Annotated in this window: 21 protein-coding genes; 9 read left to right on the plus strand and 12 right to left on the minus strand. The window is 70.5% G+C overall.

From position 1 onward, the window contains the following. Nucleotides 1-12: 12 nt before the first annotated feature. From M8009_RS07815 to M8009_RS07845, 7 genes are all read right to left on the minus strand, one after another. Complete coding sequence (locus M8009_RS07815) at nucleotides 13-681, minus strand: protein-L-isoaspartate(D-aspartate) O-methyltransferase (RefSeq protein ID WP_250060263.1); 669 nt, start codon at nucleotides 679-681, stop codon at nucleotides 13-15. Beyond that, nucleotides 668-1,414, minus strand: a complete 747-nt coding sequence (gene surE, locus M8009_RS07820) for a 5'/3'-nucleotidase SurE (protein WP_250060264.1) — start codon at nucleotides 1,412-1,414, stop codon at nucleotides 668-670. Before surE ends, M8009_RS07815 begins: the two co-directional genes overlap by 14 nt. Beyond that, nucleotides 1,414-2,529 carry a tRNA pseudouridine(13) synthase TruD gene (gene truD, locus M8009_RS07825; protein ID WP_250060265.1) on the minus strand — a complete coding sequence of 372 codons (1,116 nt, stop codon included), beginning with the start codon at nucleotides 2,527-2,529 and terminating at the stop codon, nucleotides 1,414-1,416. Before truD ends, surE begins: the two co-directional genes overlap by 1 nt. Next, a complete protein-coding gene (ispF, locus tag M8009_RS07830) occupies nucleotides 2,522-3,016 on the minus strand; it encodes a 2-C-methyl-D-erythritol 2,4-cyclodiphosphate synthase (RefSeq protein WP_284047772.1) in 495 nt (164 codons plus the stop codon). Before ispF ends, truD begins: the two co-directional genes overlap by 8 nt. Nucleotides 3,017-3,026: 10 nt before the next feature. After that, entirely contained in the window at nucleotides 3,027-3,791 is a 765-nt protein-coding gene (gene ispD / locus M8009_RS07835; protein ID WP_347709836.1) for a 2-C-methyl-D-erythritol 4-phosphate cytidylyltransferase, read from the minus strand. Next, nucleotides 3,788-4,138, minus strand: a complete 351-nt coding sequence (ftsB, locus tag M8009_RS07840; RefSeq protein ID WP_250060267.1) for a cell division protein FtsB — start codon at nucleotides 4,136-4,138, stop codon at nucleotides 3,788-3,790. Before ftsB ends, ispD begins: the two co-directional genes overlap by 4 nt. A 122-nt stretch (nucleotides 4,139-4,260) precedes the next feature. Next, nucleotides 4,261-5,397: a GNAT family N-acetyltransferase gene (locus tag M8009_RS07845; protein ID WP_250060268.1), complete on the minus strand. Its 1,137-nt coding sequence runs from the start codon at nucleotides 5,395-5,397 to the stop codon at nucleotides 4,261-4,263. A gap of 184 nt (nucleotides 5,398-5,581) precedes the next feature. Between M8009_RS07845 and M8009_RS07850 the strand changes: the two genes are divergently transcribed. The 5 genes from M8009_RS07850 (at nucleotide 5,582) to M8009_RS07870 (ending at nucleotide 12,066) form a co-directional block, all read left to right on the plus strand. Continuing rightward, entirely contained in the window at nucleotides 5,582-6,976 is a 1,395-nt protein-coding gene (locus M8009_RS07850) for a coniferyl aldehyde dehydrogenase (RefSeq protein WP_250060269.1), read from the plus strand. Nucleotides 6,977-7,109: 133 nt separating this feature from the next. Next, complete coding sequence (edd, locus tag M8009_RS07855) at nucleotides 7,110-8,996, plus strand: phosphogluconate dehydratase (RefSeq protein WP_250060270.1); 1,887 nt, start codon at nucleotides 7,110-7,112, stop codon at nucleotides 8,994-8,996. A gap of 193 nt (nucleotides 8,997-9,189) precedes the next feature. Further along, complete coding sequence (glk, locus tag M8009_RS07860; RefSeq protein WP_250060271.1) at nucleotides 9,190-10,158, plus strand: glucokinase; 969 nt, start codon at nucleotides 9,190-9,192, stop codon at nucleotides 10,156-10,158. Between the two features lie 40 nt (nucleotides 10,159-10,198). Further along, nucleotides 10,199-11,086, plus strand: a complete 888-nt coding sequence (locus M8009_RS07865; RefSeq protein WP_250060272.1) for a D-hexose-6-phosphate mutarotase — start codon at nucleotides 10,199-10,201, stop codon at nucleotides 11,084-11,086. After that, nucleotides 11,083-12,066, plus strand: coding sequence for a carbohydrate kinase family protein (locus M8009_RS07870; RefSeq protein WP_250060273.1), 984 nt, complete (start codon nucleotides 11,083-11,085; stop codon nucleotides 12,064-12,066). Before M8009_RS07865 ends, M8009_RS07870 begins: the two co-directional genes overlap by 4 nt. 162 nt (nucleotides 12,067-12,228) lie before the next feature. Here the strand turns inward: M8009_RS07870 and M8009_RS07875 are convergent, their stop codons facing one another. The 3 genes from M8009_RS07875 to zwf form a co-directional block, all read right to left on the minus strand. Continuing rightward, nucleotides 12,229-12,903, minus strand: a complete 675-nt coding sequence (locus M8009_RS07875) for a bifunctional 4-hydroxy-2-oxoglutarate aldolase/2-dehydro-3-deoxy-phosphogluconate aldolase (RefSeq protein ID WP_250060274.1) — start codon at nucleotides 12,901-12,903, stop codon at nucleotides 12,229-12,231. 21 nt (nucleotides 12,904-12,924) lie between these two features. Further along, nucleotides 12,925-13,593: a 6-phosphogluconolactonase gene (gene pgl, locus M8009_RS07880; RefSeq protein ID WP_250060275.1), complete on the minus strand. Its 669-nt coding sequence runs from the start codon at nucleotides 13,591-13,593 to the stop codon at nucleotides 12,925-12,927. A gap of 92 nt (nucleotides 13,594-13,685) precedes the next feature. Continuing rightward, complete coding sequence (gene zwf / locus M8009_RS07885) at nucleotides 13,686-15,197, minus strand: glucose-6-phosphate dehydrogenase (RefSeq protein WP_250060276.1); 1,512 nt, start codon at nucleotides 15,195-15,197, stop codon at nucleotides 13,686-13,688. 227 nt (nucleotides 15,198-15,424) lie between these two features. Between zwf and M8009_RS07890 the strand changes: the two genes are divergently transcribed. The 4 genes from M8009_RS07890 to M8009_RS07905 all read left to right on the plus strand — a co-directional run bounded on the left by M8009_RS07890 (nucleotide 15,425) and on the right by M8009_RS07905 (nucleotide 19,457). Next, complete coding sequence (locus M8009_RS07890; protein WP_250060277.1) at nucleotides 15,425-16,297, plus strand: MurR/RpiR family transcriptional regulator; 873 nt, start codon at nucleotides 15,425-15,427, stop codon at nucleotides 16,295-16,297. A 72-nt stretch (nucleotides 16,298-16,369) separates the two neighbouring features. Next, nucleotides 16,370-17,224, plus strand: a complete 855-nt coding sequence (locus M8009_RS07895; RefSeq protein ID WP_250060278.1) for a putative selenate ABC transporter substrate-binding protein — start codon at nucleotides 16,370-16,372, stop codon at nucleotides 17,222-17,224. Next, nucleotides 17,224-17,937: an ATP-binding cassette domain-containing protein gene (locus tag M8009_RS07900; protein ID WP_250060279.1), complete on the plus strand. Its 714-nt coding sequence runs from the start codon at nucleotides 17,224-17,226 to the stop codon at nucleotides 17,935-17,937. The genes M8009_RS07895 and M8009_RS07900 overlap by 1 nt, the downstream gene beginning before the upstream one ends. Beyond that, complete coding sequence (locus M8009_RS07905; protein ID WP_250060280.1) at nucleotides 17,934-19,457, plus strand: ABC transporter permease family protein; 1,524 nt, start codon at nucleotides 17,934-17,936, stop codon at nucleotides 19,455-19,457. Before M8009_RS07900 ends, M8009_RS07905 begins: the two co-directional genes overlap by 4 nt. Nucleotides 19,458-19,490: 33 nt before the next feature. Here M8009_RS07905 and M8009_RS07910 read toward each other — a convergent pair whose 3' ends face one another. Next, nucleotides 19,491-19,853, minus strand: a complete 363-nt coding sequence (locus tag M8009_RS07910; protein ID WP_250060281.1) for a RidA family protein — start codon at nucleotides 19,851-19,853, stop codon at nucleotides 19,491-19,493. A gap of 33 nt (nucleotides 19,854-19,886) precedes the next feature. Further along, nucleotides 19,887-20,228, minus strand: coding sequence for a TraR/DksA family transcriptional regulator (locus M8009_RS07915; protein ID WP_250060282.1), 342 nt, complete (start codon nucleotides 20,226-20,228; stop codon nucleotides 19,887-19,889). Nucleotides 20,229-20,329 lie beyond the last annotated feature (101 nt).

Consider the following 20,329-nt stretch of genomic DNA (forward strand, 5'->3'; position numbering starts at 1 on the left):
AAATGACGCCTCTCAACGAATGACGCCTTCCAGCAGCGGCACGAAGCGCACCGCCTCCAGCCGCTGTGTCTCGAAGCCCTCACCGCTGCGGCGCACACGGGTCAGCCATTGCCGGCCATCCGGCTCGGCCAGCGGCGTGATCAGCACCCCCCCTTCGCCGAGCTGGGCGAGCAGCGGCGCAGGCAGCTCGCTGGCACAGGCGGTCAGCAGGATGGCATCGAAGGGCGCCTCCTCCGGCCAGCCATGCCCCCCGTCGGCGAGGCGCAGCCGGGTGTTGCGGACCTTGAGCAGGCGCAGGCGGCCACCGGCACGACGATGCAGGGCATTGATTCGCTCCACCGACCAGAGTTCCTTCACCAGGCGCGACAGCACCAGGGTCTGGTAGCCGGAGCCGGTGCCCACCTCCAGCACCCGGGACGGCGCCTCCTGGATCACCAACTCGGTCATGCGCGCCACCATCCACGGCTGGGAGAGGGTCTGGCCATGGCCGATGGGCAGCGAAGTGTCCTCGTAGGCACGATGTGCCAGGGCCTCGTCGAGGAAGAGATGGCGCGGTTCCCGGGCCATCACCTCCAGCACCCGTGGGTCACGGATCCCCTGGCCGGCCAGGCGGCCGACCATGCGGTCCCGGGTTCGCTGCGATGTCATGCCGACACCGCGCAGCAGATCAGGTGAGTGCATCCAGCCAGTCCTGCACGTCGTCGCGCGCTGCATGCCGGGTCAGGTCGGTCTGCAGCGGCGTGATGGAAACATGACCCGCCTCGATGGCGGCGAAGTCGGTGTCCGGCCCGTCGTCGGCGTTCTCGCCCACGGCGGCGATCCAGTAGCGCAGCCGGCCTCGCGGATCGCGGACCTCCAGGGGGCGGGCCGCCGGGCCGCGATAGCCCAGCCGGGTGACCCGAAAGCCCTGGATCTCGCTCCACGGCAGGTCCGGCACGTTGACGTTGAGCAGGCTGCGCGGCGGCAGCGAGAGCTGCTCGGCCGCCCCGACCAGGCTCGCCGCCACCCGCCCGGCGGTCTCGAAGTGGCGCGAGCCCACCAGCGACATGGCGATGGCCGCCATGCCCAGGTTGCGCCCCTCCATGGCGGCGGCCACGGTGCCGGAGTAGAGCACGTCGTCGCCGAGGTTGCCACCGTGATTGATGCCCGAGATCACCAGGTCGGGCCGTTCGTCCCAGACGCCGTTGACCCCCAGGTAGACGCAGTCCGCGGGGGTGCCGTCGACGCTGTAGAAGCCGTTGTCGAGCGAGGCGAGCGCCAGCGGCCGGCTCAGCGTGAGGGAGTTGCTGGCCCCGCTCTTGTCGCGGTCCGGCGCGACGACACGCAGCCGCGCATGGGGCAGCAGGGCATCATGGAGGGCGCGCAGCCCCGGGGCATGCACCCCGTCGTCATTGGAGAGCAGCAGTCGACGCATCACAGGCTCCTGTCGGAGGATGGGGCCCCAAGAGAGGGATGAGAGATCAGTTCGCGCAGCACGGCGGTGGCGAAGGCCCCCCGCGGCAGGCTGAAGGCCAGCCAGAGCTCGCCGCTGCCGCGCGTCAGCCACGGCTCGCCCAGGCGCAGCCGCAGTGCCCGGCGGGCCAGGCGCACACCGGCGCGCTCGAGCCCGCCGCACAGGCCCGGGTAGCGCGCGACCAGGGCGGCCTCATGGGCCCGGGCCTCGCCGGCGGCACGCGAGTCGCCGACGCCCCACAGCAGCCCGGCGGGATGCAGGTCGAGTCGCCGGGCCCGCTCGCCAAGCTCGGCGAGCTGAGTGGCATCATCGGGCGCGACGCCGAACTGGCTGGCGCTGCCGTCGAGCATCACCACCTCGCCGGGCAGCGGTGTGGCCCAGCTCTGGTCGCGGACCCGGGCGGCCAGCAGCTCGTTGAACAGGAAGCTGCGGGCCGCCGAGAGCAGCATGCCGTCGCGGTCGTCGCGCTTGCGCCAGCCGCGGGCCAGCACGGCCCGGGCACGCTGCAGGTTGCGCCCGTCCGCGCCGAAGCGCTGGGGGCCGACATAGTTGGCGACCCCCGTGTCGCAGAGGTGCTGCCAGCGCGCCTCGAGCGCCGGGTCGGCCACGGCCGCCCCGGTGATCCGCAGGCGGAAGCGATTGGCGCGGTGCACGCCGCGCTTGAGCTTGCGCGGATGGCGGGCCTGGTCGAGCACCCGGATGCCCCGCTCGGCGAGTCGCGCCGCGAGCCCCTCGGGAGCCTCGCAGCCGGGCAGCTGCACGGAGAGCCACTGGCGGGTCACGGCGACCCGGTCCTTCATCCCCGCATAGCCGACCTCCCGCGGCGAGACCTCGCAGAGCCGGGCCAGGTCACGGGCCACCATGGCGGTGGTCAGGTCGCGCTTCTCGATGAACAGCCAGAGGTGCTCGCCCTCCCCTTCCGGGGCAAAGTCGAGGACCTCCTCGACGCGGAAATCCTCGGCGGCGGCGCGATAGACACCCGGCAGCGGCGCGCCGAGTTCGCCCTCCAGCACCCGCGGCCAGGCCGGCGGCCAGTCGATGGCATCCTCGACGCCGGGTGATGCGAGCTCACTCACCGGCCGCCTCCGGGTCGTGCCGTACCAGCAGCGCCACCGCCTCGGCGGCGATCCCCTCGCCGCGGCCGGTGAAGCCGAGCCGTTCGGTGGTAGTGGCCTTGACGTTGACCGCGTTCCGGGAAATGCCGAGGTCCTCGGCGATATGCCCGGCCATGGCACCGATATGCGGCGCCATCTTCGGCGCCTGGGCGATCAGGGTAGCGTCCAGGTTGCCGACCCGGTAGCCGGCTTCGGCCACCAGCCCGGCGACGTGGCGCAGCAGGGCACGGCTGTCGGCACCGGCCCAGGTCGGGTCGGTGTCGGGGAAATGGCCGCCGATGTCGCCCAGCGCGCAGGCCCCCAGCAGGGCGTCGCAGACCGCATGCAGCAGCACGTCGCCGTCGGAGTGGGCGACGAAGCCGCGGTCGAAGGGAATGGCGACGCCACCCACCATCAGGTGGTCCCCCTCGCCGAAGCGGTGGACATCGAAGCCGTGGCCGATTCGCATCATGCTCGTTTCATACTCCCTTCATGCTGCTTTCGTCCCGCGCGGTCGCCTCGGGGCGGGTCATCGAGGTACCCCGGGCGGCCTGTTCCTGGGCTGACAGCACCAGTTCGGCCAGGGCCAGATCCTCGGGATGGGTGATCTTGAGGTTGTCGCGACGCCCGCTGACCAGCCGCGGCGAGAGGCCTGCCGCCTCCACCGCCGAGGCCTCGTCGGTCACGGCGTCGCCCCGCGCCAGCGCATCATTCAGGGCGCGGCGCAGCAGGCCGTGGCGGAAGCCCTGGGGCGTGTAGGCGTGCCAGAGGCCTTCGCGGGGCTCGGTGGCCCGCACCCGGCCGGCGCCGTCGTCGCGTTTCATGGTATCCGCCACCGGGGCCGCCAGCAGCCCGCCCACGGGGTCGTCGGCGATGGCCGCCAGCAGCCGCGCCAGGTCGCCGACGGTGACGCAGGGCCTGGCGACGTCATGGACCAGCACCAGGTCGTCGTCTGCGGCATCCGCGGCGATGGCGGCCAGGGCGTTGACCACCGAGTCGACCCGCTCGGCCCCGCCGGGCGTGCGCCGCCAGTCGGCGAAGGGCACCCAGGCCGGGTCGAAGTGGCTATCGTCGGCGTCCAGGCAGAGGCAGAGCCGAGCCTCGGGGAAGGCCTCGTGGAGCCGCGCCAGGGTGCGGGCCAGCACCGGCCGGCCGGCCAGCGGCAGGTACTGCTTGGGACGGTCGGCGCCCATGCGTCGCCCCTGCCCCGCGGCAGGCACCACCAGCCACAGGCGGCCGCTCACTGGCTCGCCTCCGCCCCGGGCACGGGCATGCCCACCAGGCCGGCATTGACCTCGAGGCCGGTGGTCTCCACCGCCACGCCTGGCACCCAGAAGAACTGCTCGTCGCTGCGCACCATGCCGATGTCGCTGCGTGCCCGCTCCTCGATGGCGTCGAGGCCGGTCTTGAGGTCCACCACCTCGGCGGCCAGCCGGGCATTGCGGTCGCGCAGCGGCTGATTCTCCTCCTCCAGGGCGGCCACGCGCTGGCGCACCTCGGTGAGCTCGCGCATGCCGCCCTCGCCGAGCCACAGCCGGTACTGCAGCAGCGCGAACAGGATGATGAGCACGATGGCCAGCCACTTGAGCATGCAGGGAATCCGTCACGAGGTTGCCGATGGCAGGCATTATGCCAGTTTCGTCGTCTATCGGCAGGGCCTCGGGACAAAGCCCTCGCCGCCACACGGCGACGCCCGGACCGGCGCCGCGCCCGTCAGGCGTCCCGGAAGGGCAGCGCCGCCTCCGCCGCCCGGCAGTAAGCCTCGACATGGGCCCGCTCCTCGGCGCAGAAGCGCGCCACGGCGTCGCGCAGGCGCGAGTCGGCGATATGGTGCAGCGAGGTGAGCCGACGCGGCGCGAAGCCCCGCGAGAGCTTGTGCTCGCCCTGGGTACCGGGGTCGAAGAGCGTCAGGCCACGCGCCAGGCAGTGCTCGATTCCCTGGTAGTAACAGGCCTCGAAGTGCAGGCAGTCGGCCAGTATCTCGCTGCCCCAGTAGCGCCCATAGAGGGTGCGCGCGCCCTGCAGGCAGAGCGCGGCGGCCACCGGGGCGCCGTCGCGGCGGGCCTGGATCAGCAGCAGCGATTCGGGCAGGGTGCGGCGCAGGCGCTCGAAGAAGTCGAGGCCGAGGTAGCCGTGGCGTCCGCGCTCCAGGTAGGTGATCTCGTAGCAGCGAAAGAAGTGCGCCATCGCCGCCGCGTCGATGGCCTCGCCCTCCAGGCGATGCAGGGTCAGGCCCTGCTCGGCGACCAGGCGCCGCTCGCGGCGGATCGCCTTGCGCCGCTTCGCGGTCAGGGCGGCCAGGAAGCCCTCGAAGTCGCCGTAGCCGCGATCGCGCCACTGGAACTGCACGCCCTGGCGTGCCAGCAATGACGGGCAGGCCGCCTGCCAGGCCTCGACCTCGGCCGGCTCGGCGAACAGCAGGTGCCAGCTCGACAGCCCGCTCTCCTCCCAGGCCTCGGCCAGCACCCGGCGGGCCGCCAGGGGGTCGAGGTGCGGCGCCAGAGCCAGGCGCGGCCCAGGCGCCGGGGTGAAGGGAATCGCCGAGAGCCCCTTGGGGTAGTAGTCGCCCCCGGCGCGCTCCCAGGCCTCGGCCCAGCCCCAGTCGAAGACGTATTCGCCGAAGGAGTGGTGCTTGTGGTAGTGCGGCATGACGCCGACCAGCGCCTCGCCCTGCCAGAGGGTCAGGTGGCGCGGCACCCAGCCGGTGGCGGGGCTCACCGCCCCGCTGGCCTCCAGGGCATGCAGGAACTCGTGGCGCAGGAAGGGGTGGTCGTCGCCGACCAGCGCATTCCAGGCCGCGGCCGGCACCGCCTCGATGGCGGGCAGTTCGTGAAGAACAAGCGGGGACATGGCGGCTCCTGGGCGAATGCAGTTATCCAAGGCAAAGGGCAGCGGGGCAGGCCTCCCGACGGCTCGTCCCAGAGCCATGCCGCCTGCGCGACGGCCCCAGCTGCTGACAAGCCGTTGGCAGAAGGCCTACATTGTGCCCAGTGCCCGAGTCCGCTTCCATCCTCATCGACACACGGAGACGTGCATGACCGACGCCCGCGCCCTGCAGGCGCGCCTGGACCAGCAACGCCACGCCTTCGCCGCCGAGCCCTTCCCCTCGGCGGCGACCCGTCGCGACCGCCTCGCCCGCCTGGCGAGCATGACCCGCCACCACCGCGACGAGATCAGCCAGACGATCCGCCAGGATTTCGGCCACCGCGCCGAGGCCGAGACGCGCCTGGCGGAGGTCGTCCCGCTGCTGATGGCCATCCGCCACACCCGGCGTCACCTGAAGCGCTGGATGGCGCCACGCCGCACAGCCGTACCCTGGCGGCTGCAGCCGGCCCGGGCGCGCATCCACCGCCAGCCGCTGGGGGTCGTGGGCATCATCGCCCCCGCCAACTACCCCTGGAGCCTGGCACTGATGCCGGCGGTGGATGCCCTGGCCGCCGGCAACCGGGTGATGATCAAGCCCAGCGAGCAGACCCCGACCACCAGCGCCCTGCTGGCCCGACTGGTCGAGCGCTATTTCGCGCCAGAAGAACTGTGCGTGGTCGAAGGCGAAGCCGAAACCGGCAAGGCTTTCGCCGCCCTGCCCTTCGACCACCTGCTGTTTACCGGAAGCCCGGCGATAGGGCACGAGGTCGCACGCGCCGCGGCCGAGCATCTGACGCCGGTCACCCTGGAGCTCGGCGGCAAGGCCCCGGCCATCGTCGCCGAGGATGCCGACCTGACCCATGCCGCCCGGCGCATCGCCTTCGGCAAGTGGCTCAACGCCGGCCGGACCTGCATCGCCCCGGACCATGTGCTGATCGATGCGGCACGCCTGCCGGCCTTCATCGAGGCAATCCGCGAGGTGGTCAAGGCGTTCTATCCTCAGGGCACCGCCAGCGACGACTACTCGGCGGTGCCCGGCGACGCGGCGCGTCTTCGGCTCGAGGGCATGCTCGACGAGGCCCGCGACCACGGCTGCCGGGTGATCGAGCTCGGCGAGCGGCTGGAACTCAGCCGCGGCGCCAAGCTGCCGCCCACCCTGGTGGTCGATCCCACCGCGAACCTGGCGATCATGCGAGAGGAGGTCTTCGGCCCCTGGCTGCCGGTGATCGGGGTGCGCGACTTCGACGCCGCCCTGGCGCGGGTCGCCGAGGGGCCGCGCCCCCTGGCGCTCTACGCCTTCACCGACGACCCGGCCCGTCGCCGGCGCCTGCTGGAGCAGACCCGCTCGGGCGGCGTGGTCTTCAACGACACCCTGTGGCACTACGTGGTGCCTGCCCTGCCCTTCGGCGGCATCGGCGAGAGCGGCATGGGGGCCTACCAGGGCGAGACCGGCTTCCTGCGCTTCAGCCACCAGCGCAGCGTCTTCCTGCAGGCACGCCGCAACGCCGTGGGACTGCTCGACCCGCCCTGGCGACGCTGGTGGCTGCGCCTGCTGGGCCTGTGAGGCGATCTCCCGGCAACCAAATTGGCGGTAATAAAACTACAAATAATGCCGGAACGCGGGTAGCATGGCGGCATATCCGGACACTTTATTGGTAAGTTTACAATACAACCGACACTCGATTCCGAGGTGATCCATGGCCAGCACGACTCCCGCCCTCAACCCGACCGTCGCCGACGTCACCCGCCGCATCCGCGAACGCTCCAGTGAGCGCCGCGCCCTGTACGAGAGCCGCATGGCCGACCAGCACAAGCGCGGCGTGCACCGGGGCGAACTCTCCTGCGGCAACCTGGCCCACGGTTTCGCCGCCTGCGGCGAGACGGACAAGAATTCGCTGAAGCTGATGAATTCGGCAAACCTGGGCATCATCTCGGCCTACAACGACATGCTCTCGGCCCACCAGCCGCTGGAGACCTTCCCAGAGACCATCAAGGCCGCCGCCCGTGCCATGGGCTCCACCGCCCAGTTCGCCGGCGGCGTGCCGGCCATGTGCGACGGCGTGACCCAGGGCCAGCCCGGCATGGAGCTGTCGCTGTTTTCCCGCGACGTCATCGCCATGGCCACCGCCGTGGGCCTTTCCCACAACATGTTCGACGCCGCACTCTACCTCGGCGTATGCGACAAGATCGTCCCGGGGCTGTTCATCGCCGCGGCGCGCTTCGGCCACCTGCCGGCGATGTTCGTGCCGGCGGGCCCGATGCCCAGCGGCCTGCCCAACAAGGAGAAGGCACGCATTCGCCAGCTGTTCGCCGAGGGCAAGGCGAGCCGCGAAGACCTGCTCGAGGCCGAGTCGCAGTCCTACCATAGCCCCGGCACCTGCACCTTCTACGGCACTGCCAACTCCAACCAGCTGATGATGGAGATGATGGGCCTGCACCTGCCGGGCACGTCGTTCGTCAACCCCGGCACCGAGATGCGCGAGGCACTCACGCGATACGCCACCGAGCAGGCGGTCCGCAACACCGAGCCCGGCGGCGACTATCGCCCCTTCTACAAGCAGATCGACGAGCGCGCCATCGTCAACGCCATCGTCGGCCTGCTCGCCTCCGGCGGCTCGACCAACCACACCCTGCACCTGGTGGCCATGGCCGCCGCCGCCGGCCTGACCATCACCTGGGAGGACTTCACCGACCTCTCCGCGGTGACCCCCAGCTTGATGCAGGTCTATCCCAACGGCCAGGCCGACATCAACCACTTCCAGGCCGCCGGCGGCATGAGCTACCTGTTCCGGGAGCTGCTCGGTGCCGGCCTGATCCACGGCGATATCCCCACGGTATTCGGCACCGATATGACCGCCTACACCCAGGAGCCCTTCCTCGAGGACGGCAAGCTTACGTGGCGCGAGGGGCCGGAGAAGAGCCTGGACGAAGACGTGCTGCGCGGCGTCGCCGAGCCCTTCGCCCCCACCGGCGGTCTCACCGTGCTCGACGGCAACCTGGGCCGCGGGGTGATCAAGGTCTCGGCGGTCAAGCCCGAGCACCGCGTGGTCGAGGCGCCGATCCAGATCTTCGAGGACCAGAACGACCTTAAGGCAGCCTTCGAGGCCGGCGACCTGGACCGCGATGTGATCGCCGTGGTGCGCTTCCAGGGCCCCAAGGCCAACGGCATGCCGGAGCTGCACAAGCTGACCCCCTACCTCGGCGTGCTGCAGGACCGGGGCTACAAGGTGGCACTGGTCACCGACGGACGCATGTCCGGCGCCTCCGGCAAGGTGCCGGCGGCCATTCACATCAGCCCCGAGGCGCTGGACGGCGGACCGCTCGCCAAGCTGCACGACGGCGACATCGTGCGCCTGGATGCCGACAGCGGCACCCTCGAGGTCAAGATCGACGCCCATGAATGGGCCGAGCGCGAGAAGCGCGTCGGTGACCTCGATCACTACCACGTCGGCCTGGGCCGCGAGCTGTTCGGCGGCTTCCGGCACCTGGCCATGCGCGGCGAGGAAGGCGCCGGCGTGTTCGGCGGCTTCGAGGCCGACGACCTGGCCCGCCAGGCCGGCCAGATCCACGACGAGGACGCCTGAGCCACTGCCATCGCCAGAAGCGCCGGGGGCAAGCCGCAGAGGGGGTCCTACGCCATGGATGGCGTCGGTAGCGCCCAGGGAGGGGTTCACAGCGCCCCCTCGATGGTCCGACACTTCGGGGCTTGTCGCCGGAACAGCTTCGAGCGATTCCCCCCTCTGTAACAGTCCTGACAGACAGTAGGGACATACGACGATGACACGACCCGCCCTGATCGGCGATATCGGCGGCACCAATGCGCGTTTCGCCCTGGTGACGCCGGACACCTTCGCGCCCCGCGACATCCAGAGCCTGCCCTGTGCCGACTACCTGGGCCTGGTCGAGGCGGTCCACGACTACCTGGGCCGGGTAGGCGCCACGGGGGAAAACGCCCCCCGCGAGGCCTGTCTGGCCTTCGCCTGCCCGATCCGCGGCGACCGGGTAAGCATGACCAACAACCACTGGACCTTCTCCCGGGAGGAAGTCCGGCAGACGCTCGGGCTCAGCCTCTTCAAGGCCATCAACGACTTCACCGCCCAGGCGCTGGGCGTGCCCCATGTGGCCGAGGACGACCTGGTGGACGTGCAGCGCGGCGAGGCGGTTCCCCACGCCGCGCGGCTGGTGATCGGTCCGGGCACCGGGTTGGGCGTGGCCGGCCTCTTCCCCGGGCGCCACGCCTGGATCCCGCTGCCAACCGAGGGCGGCCACGTGACCTTCGCGCCCACCGACGAACGCGAACAGAACCTGCTGCGCCACTTCCGCAACCGCTACGGCCGCGTCTCGGTGGAGCGCATCCTCTGTGGCCAGGGGCTGCTCGACCTCTACCTGGCCCACTGCTCGCTGAAGGGCGCCCCGCCGCAGCATGCAAGCCCCGCCGAGGTCACCCGGGCGGCGGCGAGCGGCGACGGCGTGGCCCGTGATACCCTGCTGCGATTCCTGAAGATCCTCGGCGACGTCTGCGGCGATGCCGCTCTGACCCTGGGGGCCCGCGGCGGGGTGGCCCTGTGCGGCGGCATCCTCCCGCGGTTGCTGGAGTGGCTGCCTGAGAGCCGCTTCCTCGAGGCCTTCACCGCCAAGGGCCGCATGAGCGCCTACACCGGGGCCATCCCGGTCCAGGTGGTCACCGCGCCCTGGACGGGCCTGCTGGGTGCCGCCGAGGCCCTGCACAATGAAGAGGTCGAATGAATCGACGCAAGAGGTCGAGACCATCGACGGAGGAGGACGCATGATTCCCGAATCGCTTGCCCGGCTGGTCGATGAGACCCGCGGCCAGCGCCGTGCCGAGTGGGCCGGCCGCGAGGTGTGGCTGGCCAACGAGGCCTGGGGGCAGCTGGCGGTCTCGCTGCAGGGCGCCCAGGTGCTTCATTTCAGCCCTTCGATAGAAGACAGCGGCTGGCTGTGGGTGACCCCCACGCCCCAGGACCTGCCCGGGGCGATCCGCGGCGGCATCCCGCTGTGCTGGCCCTGGTTCGCCGACGAGAACACCGCCGACGAGTCGCCCGACCGCTCCGGCCCCATGCATGGCCCGGCGCGCAAGGCCCAGTGGCGCCTCGACGCCGTGGACGAGCACGAGGAGGGCGTGGAGCTGCACCTGTCGCCCGAGGAGCGCCTGCACGGCCAGCTGGTCCCCCGCGCGGTGATCCAGGCCAACGGCCAACGGCTGCACGTGGAGCTGATCACCGAGCATGTCGGAGAGACACCGGTGAAGATCACCGGGGCCCTGCACAGCTACCTGGCGGTCGCCGATGCCTTCGCCTGCCGCGTCGAGGGCCTGGCCGGCGCCACCTACCTGGACAAACTGGCCGACTTCGCCGAGCGCGACCAGCAGGGCGAGCTGGGTGTGCGCGGGGCACTCGACCGCATCTACCGCAGCAATGCCGAGCTGTGTCTCGACGACGGCACCCGCCGGCTGAGGATCGCCCGCCAGGGCAGCGATTCCGCGGTGGTCTGGCATCCCGGCGACGCGCCCCCCGGGGACACCTCGACCGAGGCCGCCCGCCACTTCCTGTGCGTCGAGTCGGCCAACACCCGGCTCGACCCGGTGTGGCTGGTCCCCGGCGCCCAGCACCTGCTCGGCACCACCCTGAGCCGCGAGGAGACAGCGACCCCATGACCCCCGTGATCAGTTTCGGCGAGGCCCTCGTCGACCTGCTTTCCAGCCGCCTAGGCGACGCACCGGAGAAGACTGCGGACGCCCCGGAGACCTTCACTCCCTATGCCGGCGGCGCACCCGCCAACGTGGCCGTGGCCTGCGCCCGCCTGGGCGTGCCCAGCCGTTTTCTAGGCATGCTCGGCGCGGACCACTTCGGCGACTTCCTGGCCGACGAGCTGGCCGCCCATGGCGTGGATACCTCCGGCGTGGTGCGCACCCGCGAGGCACGCACGGCACTCGCCTTCGTCTCCCGCGATGCGCAGGGTGAGCGCACCTTCGACTTCTACCGCCCGCCGGCCGCGGATCTCCTCTATCGCCTGGAGCACCTGCCCGCCGGTGTCTTCGCCGAGCCGGCCATCGTGCACTTCTGCTCCAACAGCCTGACCGAGCCGGAGATCGCCGAGACCACCCTGGCCATGGCCGAGATGGCCCGCCGCGCCGGCTGCCTGGTGAGCGTGGATGCCAACCTGCGCCACAACCTCTGGGCCGGCGGAACCGCCGACATCAGCCTGGTCACCCGGCTGCTCGACGCCGCCGACCTGCTCAAGCTCTCGACGGACGAGCTCGACGACCTGCGCGCCGACCACCCCCGCGAGGGCTGGCTGGCCGAGCGCTTCGCCGCCGGCGTCAAGGTCGCGGTGATCACCGACGGTCCGGGCGAGGTGATGCTGAAGGGGGTCGGCCTGGACGAGCGGATCATGCCGCCCAAGGTGCAGGCGGTGGATACCACGGCGGGCGGAGACGCCTTCATCGGCGGCCTGCTGGCCGAACTCGCCGAGTTCACCGCGGGGCAAGGCCTCGACGGCGACTGGACCCGGGACACGGCCTTCCTGCGACGCGCGGTGGAGATCGCCAGTCGCTGCGGCGCCCACGCCGTGACGCGCCCGGGCGCCTATGCCGCCCTGCCGGATCGCGACGACCTGGCGCGCCTGCGCGGCTGAGCACCTGCGTTCCACCTCCTGCACCCCGGGCCGGCCTTGCCGGCCCGGGGTCGTTTCATGCGCGCCCCCAGGCCCTGAGCCAAAAAAGCCCCGGCGGAGCCGGGGCAAGGGACAGCTACCAGCTGTCGAGAGAGCACAGGGTCAACGAGGCAGGAAACCGGCTCAGTGGTGGAAGCGCTCCGCCGCTTCGCGGGCCAGCGAGCGGATGGCATCCCAGTCCTCGGCGTCGATCAGGGACTTCGGCGTGAGCCAGGAGCCCCCCACGCACATCACGCTCTTGAGCGCCAGGTAGTCCTCGGCGTTGTTGATGCCGATCCCGCCGGTGGGGCAGAAGCGCGCCTCGGGGATCGGGCCGGCGAAGGCCTTGAGGGCCTTGACGCCGCCGCTGGCCTCGGCCGGGAAGAACTTGAAGCGGCGATAGCCGTACTGCCAGCCGGTCATCAGTTCCGAGACGGTCGCCACCCCGGGCAGCATCGGCACCGGGCTGGTGACGCCGTAGCGGTAGAGTGCCTCGGTGGTGCCGGGGGTCACCACGAAGTCGGCCCCCACCTCCTCGGCCTGGCGATACTGCGCCGGGGTCAGCACGGTGCCCACGCCGATGCTGGCCTGGGGCAGCGCCTCCTTGATGCGCCGGATCGCCTCCAAGGCACAGTCGGTACGCAGGGTGATCTCCAGCACGGTCAGGCCGCCCTCGAAGAGGGCGCGGGCCAGGGGCACGGCATCCTCGATGCGCTGGATGGCCAGCACCGGGATCACCTCGGCCTTGAGGCAGATGCTGTCCAGTTCGGTGGTGCGGGTCGAGGGCAGCTGCTTGTCGATACTCTGTTGCAAGGTCATGGTGGGATGATCTCCAGAAGCTCAGGGGGCCCAGTAGGTGGCCAGCGGGCAGGCCAGGAAGGCGCGGATCGGCAGTTCGCGAACGTCGTCGCCGGAGAGCGCCCGGGCCAGCACGGCGCGCTTGTCGTCGCCGGTGATGTGCAACACGTGGCGGTGGGCCTGATGCAGGCGGTCGGCGCTCAGGGTGATGCGTGGCTGGGGCTGGCTCGGCGTTCGCACCGCCACCGCCGGGGCGTCGGTGGCCAGCGCCAGGTCGAGTTCGCGACTGTCGGGGAACAGCGAGGCGGTATGGCCGTCGCCGCCCATGCCGAGGATCACCACGCTGGCCGGCCAGGCCAGACCGGCGACCCGCTCGGCCACTGCCTCGGCGCCCTGCTCCGGGGTCGCGTCGGCGGTAGTCAGCGGCACGAAGGTGGCGGCGGCGGCCGGCCCCTGCAGCAGGTGGGCACGCACCAGGCGGGCATTGCTGTCGTCGCCATCCTCGGCCACCCAGCGCTCGTCGGCCAGGATCACCTGGACGCGCTCCCAGGGCAGCTCGCAGGCCGCCAGGGCCGCGAAGAAGGGCACCGGCGTGGAGCCGCCGGAGACCACCAGCAGGGCATGGTCCTGACGGGCCAGGTCGACCCTCAGGGCCTCGGCCACGGCCTCGGCCAGCTGGGCGGCCAGGCGCTTGCGGGATTCGTCGCTCATTTCAGTAGTCCTCGTACCAGCTGCGGCCGTCCTGGGTGATCATGGCGGTCGTGAGAGAGTCGCGACCGGCCCCCGGGGCCGTCCGGTGATCCTTAGTAGTCTTCATACCAGCTGCGGCCATCCTGGGTGATCATGGCGATGGAGGCCACCGGCCCCCAGGAGCCGGCCGGGTAGCGCCGGGGCGGCTCGTCGCGGTCGGCCCAGGCGGCGACCAGGCTGTCGCACCACTGCCAGGCATGCTCGACCTCGTCACGGCGCACGAAGAGGTACTGCTGGCCCTTCATGACCTCGAGCAGCAGCCGCTCGTAGGCATCCGGGATGCGGGTCTTGGGGAAGGCGCTGTTGAAGTCCAGGTGCAGCGGGCCGCGACGCAGGCGCATGCCCTTGTCCAGGCCGCTGTCCTTGGTCAGCACTTCCAGCGCGATGCCCTCCTCCGGCTGCAGGCGGATCACCAGCTTGTTGGCCGCCAGCCCCCGCTGGTCGGGATCGAAGATGTAGTGCGGCTGCTGGCGAAAGTGGATGATGATCTGCGAGAGCTTCTCCGGCATGCGCTTGCCGGTACGCAGGTAGAAGGGCACCCCGGCCCAGCGCCAGTTGGACACGCCGGTCTTCATGGCCACGAAGGTCTCGGTATGGCTCTCGGTGTTGGCCCCCTCCTCCTCGAGGTAGCCCGGCACGGCCTGGCCGTCCGAGGTACCGGCCATGTACTGACCACGCACCACGTCGCGCCCCAGCATGTCGTCGGTGAAGGGCTTGAGCGCCTTGAGCACCTTGACCTTCTCGTCGCGGATGGCGTCGGCATCCAGGTTGGCCGGCGGGTCCATGGCGATCAGGCAGACCAACTGCAGCAGGTGGTTCTGCACCATGTCGCGCAGTTGGCCGGCCTCGTCGAAGTAGCCCCAGCGCCCCTCGATGCCGACCTTCTCGGCCACGGTGATCTCCACGTGGGAGATATTGTTCTGGTTCCACTGGGTGCCGAACAGCGGGTTGGCGAAGCGCAGCGCGATCAGGTTCTGCACCGTCTCCTTGCCCAGGTAGTGGTCGATGCGATAGACCCGGGATTCGGGAAAGACCGCGCCGATGGCATCGTTGATCTCGGCGGAGGAGTCGAGGTCGAAGCCGATGGGCTTCTCCACCACCACCCGGCTCTGCTCGTCGAGGCTGCCGCTGGCCTCGAGGTGGCGGCAGATATCGCCATAGATCTTGGCGCCCACCGAGAGGTAGACCACCATGGGGCGCAGCAGGCCCTGCTGGCGCCATTCGCGGATGCCGGCATAGCCTTCGGGCTGGGTGAAGTCGAGCTGCAGGAAGTCCAGGCGGGCCAGGAAGCGGGCCAGCGCCTCACGCTCGAGCTCCTCGGCCTTGACGTGGGTCTTGAGCGCCTTCTCTACCTGCTTTCGAAAACCGTCCAGGTCGTACTCCTGGCGCGCCAGACCCAGCAGGCGGGTATTGGCGTCCAGCAGGCCCTCGCGGTCGAGCTGGTAGAGCGCCGGGTAGAGCTTGCGCTGGGCCAGGTCGCCGAGGGCGCCGAACAGCGCCAGGTCGATTTCCGTGCTGCCCGCATCGGTGGGCTTGGCCTCGCGGGCTCGGTTGCGTTGTGTCATGTCCGCCCCATCTGGTTAACTTACCTAAAAAATAGCGCATGCAGGGCGAGCATTGCAAACCGATTATGTAAGTTTACAACAAAAGTAGCGCCCGTTGGCGAAGTTGACCGGCAGACCCTTTGCGGGCCTCAACATAGCCAGCATAATGTAGTTAAATCACTACATCACCCCTGTTTCACCCCCCGCGCCGCCGATGGCGCCCCGTCGTCACGGAGACTCCAGTGCCCATGGTCCGACACGATCTGCTCGACCGCATCCGCCGGCAGCTCGACGAGCTCAACCGTTCCGAACGCAAGGTGGCCGACGTCATCCTGGCCGACCCGGCCTCGGCCACCAGCATGAGCATCGCCACCCTGGCCCAGCTGGCCTCGGTCAGCGAACCCACGGTCAACCGTTTCTGCCGCAGCTTCGAGGCCAAGGGCTACCCGGACTTCAAGATCAAGCTGGCCCAGAGCCTGGCCGGGGGGACCCCCTATGTCAGCCAGGCGGTAGAGCCCGGCGACTCCGCCGCCGACTATACCCAGAAGATCTTCGGGGCGACCATCGCCGCCCTGGACCAGGCACGCCGCGAGGTAACCCCGGAGCGCATCGAACGCGTGGTCGACTACCTGATCCAAGCCAGGCAGCTGCACTTCTTCGGCCTGGGCGCGTCCGGCGCGGTCGCCCAGGACGCACTGCACAAGTTCTTCCGCTTCAACATGCCGGTCTCGGCCTACATCGACGTGCTGATGCAGCGCATGGTGGCGGCCGCCTGCCACACCGGCGATGTGGTGGTGGTGCTCTCCTGGACCGGCCGGACCCGGGACCTGGTGGATATCGCGCGGCTGGCACGGGAGAACGGCGCCGTGGTGCTCGGCATCACCGCCCCCGACTCGCCGCTGGCCGCCGAGTGCACCGAGACCCTGGAGGTCGCCACGCCGGAGGACACCGATTACTACATGCCCATGACCTCGCGGATGATCCAGCTGGCGCTGATCGATGTGCTGGCCACCGGGGTGACCCTGCGCCGCGGCGAGGACTTCCTGCCTCACCTCAAGAAGATCAAGGACAGCCTGCAGCCGACGCGCTACCCCGCCGGCGGCCGCGACGACCAGCCCTGAACCGCCCCGACTTGCCAGGCCCGCGCCTAGCCACAACAATGTCCGGCCTATCGCCCACCTCCGGAGATCGAGATGCGCTGGCTTGTTGCTTCCACCACTGTCCTGGCCCTGTTCGCCCAGGGTGTCGCCGCCGATACCTTCCGCTTCACCGCCATTCCCGACGAGGACCAGTCGCGACTGGTCGAGCGCTTCTCCAAGGTGGCGGACTACCTGGAGGAGCGCCTCGAGGTGGAGGTGGAGTACGTCCCGGTGAAGTCCTATGGCGCCACGGTCACCGCCTTTCGCAACGACCAGGTCCAGCTGGCCTGGTTCGGCGGCCTCTCCGGGGTCCAGGCGCGCCGCCTGGTGCCTGGCTCGGTCGCCCTGGCCCAGGGCAGCGAGGACGCCGAATTCCAGAGCTACCTCATCGCCCACCGCTCCACCGGCCTCGAACGCGCCGATGAACTGCCCGACGCCATCGAGGGCATGAGCCTGACCTTCGGCTCGCGCACCTCCACCTCGGGGCGGCTGATGCCCGAGCACTTCCTGCGCCAGCGCTTCGACGAGGCGCCCGAGGAGCTGTTCTCGCGGGTCGGTTACTCCGGCGACCACTCGCGCACCATCGCCTTGGTGGAAGCCGGCACCTGGGACCTGGGCGCGGTCAACTACACCGTCTGGGAGGCCGCGGTGGCCGACGGGCGGGTGGATACCGACAAGGTCGAGGTGATCTGGGCCACCCCGCCCTACCCGGACTACAACTGGACCCTGCGCGGCGACGTCGACGAGCAGTTCGGCGAGGGCTTCACCGAGCAGGTCCGCGCGGCCCTGCTCGAGATGGACGACCCCGAGCTGCTGGCGAGCTTTCCCCGCGAGGGTTTCATCCCCGCCGACAACGCCCTCTACGCCCCCATCGAGGACGTCGCCGAAGAGCTCGGCCTGCTGCGCTGATGGGCGAGCCCCGCGACACCCTGGTCTCGCTGACCGGCGTCGACCTGGGCCATGGCGACCAGGTAGTGCTGCCGGGCCTGCACCTCGGCCTGCGGCGCGGCGAGCGGGTCGCCCTGCTCGGACCCAGCGGGGCCGGCAAGTCCACCCTGCTCGGCGCCCTGCGCCGGCAGCTGGGCGACAGCGCCGCCTGGTGCCCCCAGCAGCATGGCCTGGTGCCCCAGCTCGCGGTCTATCACAACGTCTACATGGGGCGGCTGGCCGAGCATTCGGCCCTGGCCAACCTGTGGAACCTGATGCGCCCGCTGGCCGGCCCCTGGTGCGAGGTCGCCGAGCTCTGCGATGCCCTGGGCCTGGACGGGCTGATGCGCCGCCCCGTCGGCCAGCTCTCCGGGGGCCAGCGCCAGCGGGTGGCCATCGCCCGGGCCCTCTATCAGCAGCGGGCACTGTTCCTCGGCGACGAGCCGGTGGCCAGCGTCGATCCCCACCAGGCATTGCGCCTGCTGGCACTGATCGACCAACGCCACACTACCTCGGTGATCGCCCTCCACCAGCGAGAGCTGGCCCTCAGCCACTTTGACCGGGTGTGGGGCCTGCGTGACGGCCGGCTGGTGATCGACGCTCCGGCCCGCGAGCTGAGCCTGGCGGACCTGGACGGCCTCTACCCCGATGCCGATGGCTCGACAGGCGAGGCCCTCTCCCGGGGCCGGCCATGACCCCGACCGACCTTCGCACCCAGGCGCCACGGCCGGGCTGGCTGGCCGGCCAGAGCCCCGGCGTGCGCCTGGCCCGCCACAGCCTGACCCTGGTGGCGCTGGCGGTAGTGCTGGTGCCCTTCGCCGACCTGGCGGTGCTGACCCGCGACCCCTGGGCGGAGCTCGGGCGCATGGCCCGGGGGCTAGCCTGGCCCGCCTGGGGGACGCTGGAATCACCACTGGAGGCCCTCGGCCTGACCGTGGCCGTGGCGCTGTGGGGAACGCTGGGCGGGATGGTGCTGGGCTTCCCGCTCGCCCTGCTGTTCGCCCGCTCACGGCTGGTGCGCGCCGGCTGCGCCTTCGTGCGCGCGATCCACGAACTGTTCTGGGCGCTGCTCTTCCTGCAGGTGTTCGGCCTCTCGGCCGCCACGGCCCTGATGGCCCTGGCGATTCCCTATGCCGGCATCTTCGCCAAGGTCTATGCGGAGATCCTCGAGCAGATACCGGGCACGCCGCGCGACGCCCTGCCCCCGGGGGTCGGGCGATTGTCGCGCTTCGTCTATGCCGAACTGCCGCTGGCCTGGACTCGGCTCGCCGCCTACACCCGCTATCGCTTCGAGTGCGCGCTGCGCGCCAGCGTGCTGCTGGGCTTCGTCGGCCTGCCGACCCTGGGCTTCCAGCTCGAGACCGCCTTCCGCGAGGGGCGCTACCACGAGGCCGGGGCCCTGCTGTGGCTCTTCTACCTGCTGATCGCCAGCCTGCCCTGGTGGGGCCACCGGCGGCTGATGCCGCTGCTGGCGCTCGGCGGTGCCTTCCTGTTGGGTCCCTGGCCGGCACTGGAGGGCGGCCTGCTGTGGCGCTTCGTCAGCCAGGACATCTGGCCCCCCGCGCTGCTCGAGGGCGACTGGCGAGGCCTCATCGAGTGGCTGGCCCGTATCCCCGACTTGGGCCCGGCCATCGGTAACACCCTGCTGCTCGGCCTGCTGGGCAGCGTGGGGGCCCTGCTGGTGGCCCTGGTGCTGTGGCCGCTGGCCTGTCGCCACTTCGGCAACCCGGCGACCCGGCTGGCCGGGCGGGGCCTGCTGGTCTTCCTGCGCTCGACGCCCGAGCTGATGCTGGCCTTCTTCTTCCTGCTCCTGCTGGGGCCATCGCTGCTGCCCGCCTGGCTGGCGCTGGCACTGCACAACGGCGCACTGATCGCCTTCCTGGTAGCACGCCATGCGGACGCCATCACCCCCGGCATGCCGGGGGTGAATGCCACGGGCCGGCTGGCTTACGAGCTGCTGCCGCGGCTCTATCCGGGCATGCTGGCGCTGCTCTACTACCGTGCCGAGGTGATCCTGCGCGAGACGGCCATCCTGGGCATGCTGGGGGTGGCCACCCTGGGCTACTACATCGACGCGAACTTCGAGTACCTGCTGTTCGACGTGGCCTTTTTCCTGCTGCTGGTCACCGCGGCCCTCAACATCGCCGTGGACGCCCTCTCGCGACGCCTGCGGCCACGGGAGACCGCCATCATCGACGACCCCTGCCAGCGCTAGGCGCTGGCAGGGGGCATTACAGCGCCCTGCCGGCTAGCGGCTCGGCACCAGGGCGGTGACGGTGATCTCCACCTTCAACTCGTCGGCGGGCATCGGCGCGCAGACGCAGGTGCGGGCCGGTGCATGGCCGGGGGGCACCCAGGCATCCCAGACGGCGTTCATGGCGGCGAAGTCGTGGCCATCCTTGAGGTAGATGGTCGCCGAGAGCAGCTGCTCGCGGTCGGAGCCGATCTCGGCGAGCAGGCCATCGAGGCGTTCGAGCATGCTCTCGGTCTGCTCGGTGATGTCGCCATGGCGGGCCTCGGGGCCGGCCACCTGGCCACACAGCCAGGCCATGCCATTGTGGATCACCGCGCGGCTCATGCGCGCCTTGGTATCGTGTCGCTCGATGCTCATCGTGGTCTCTCCGTCGGTCGGGTCAGCGCCTTGTCATTCGGCGCAGTCGATACACTTCAGCACCAGGGGATCGCCTTCCAGGCGCCTGGCACCGATCCATTCACCGCACTCGATGCACTCGCCATACTCACCCCTCTCGATGCGCGAGAGAGCCCCGGTGATGCGACGCAGCGCCAGCTGGCGACGCTGCTCCTCGGCCTTGGCCATGGCCTGTCCCTGCAGGGCATCCATGCGCGACAGGCGGCCCACCGACGTCTGGTCGAGGACCACGGTATCGCGAGCATCGCTGCTGGAGCGGCTCTGCGCCTCGAGCTCCTGGCGCAGGGATTCCAGGCGCTGACGCACCGTCTCCATATCCAGTTCGGGATGGTTCATAGGCTCTCCTGGGATGGCATGGCGAGGCACCCTGGTGCCTCGCCGGGTGGTATCATAGGCGGTTGGGCACATGATGCCACCTATTGTTCACCCCCATCATC

The organism is Halomonas gemina (assembly GCF_023554995.1).
In the GTDB taxonomy this organism is placed as follows: domain Bacteria; phylum Pseudomonadota; class Gammaproteobacteria; order Pseudomonadales; family Halomonadaceae; genus Halomonas; species Halomonas gemina.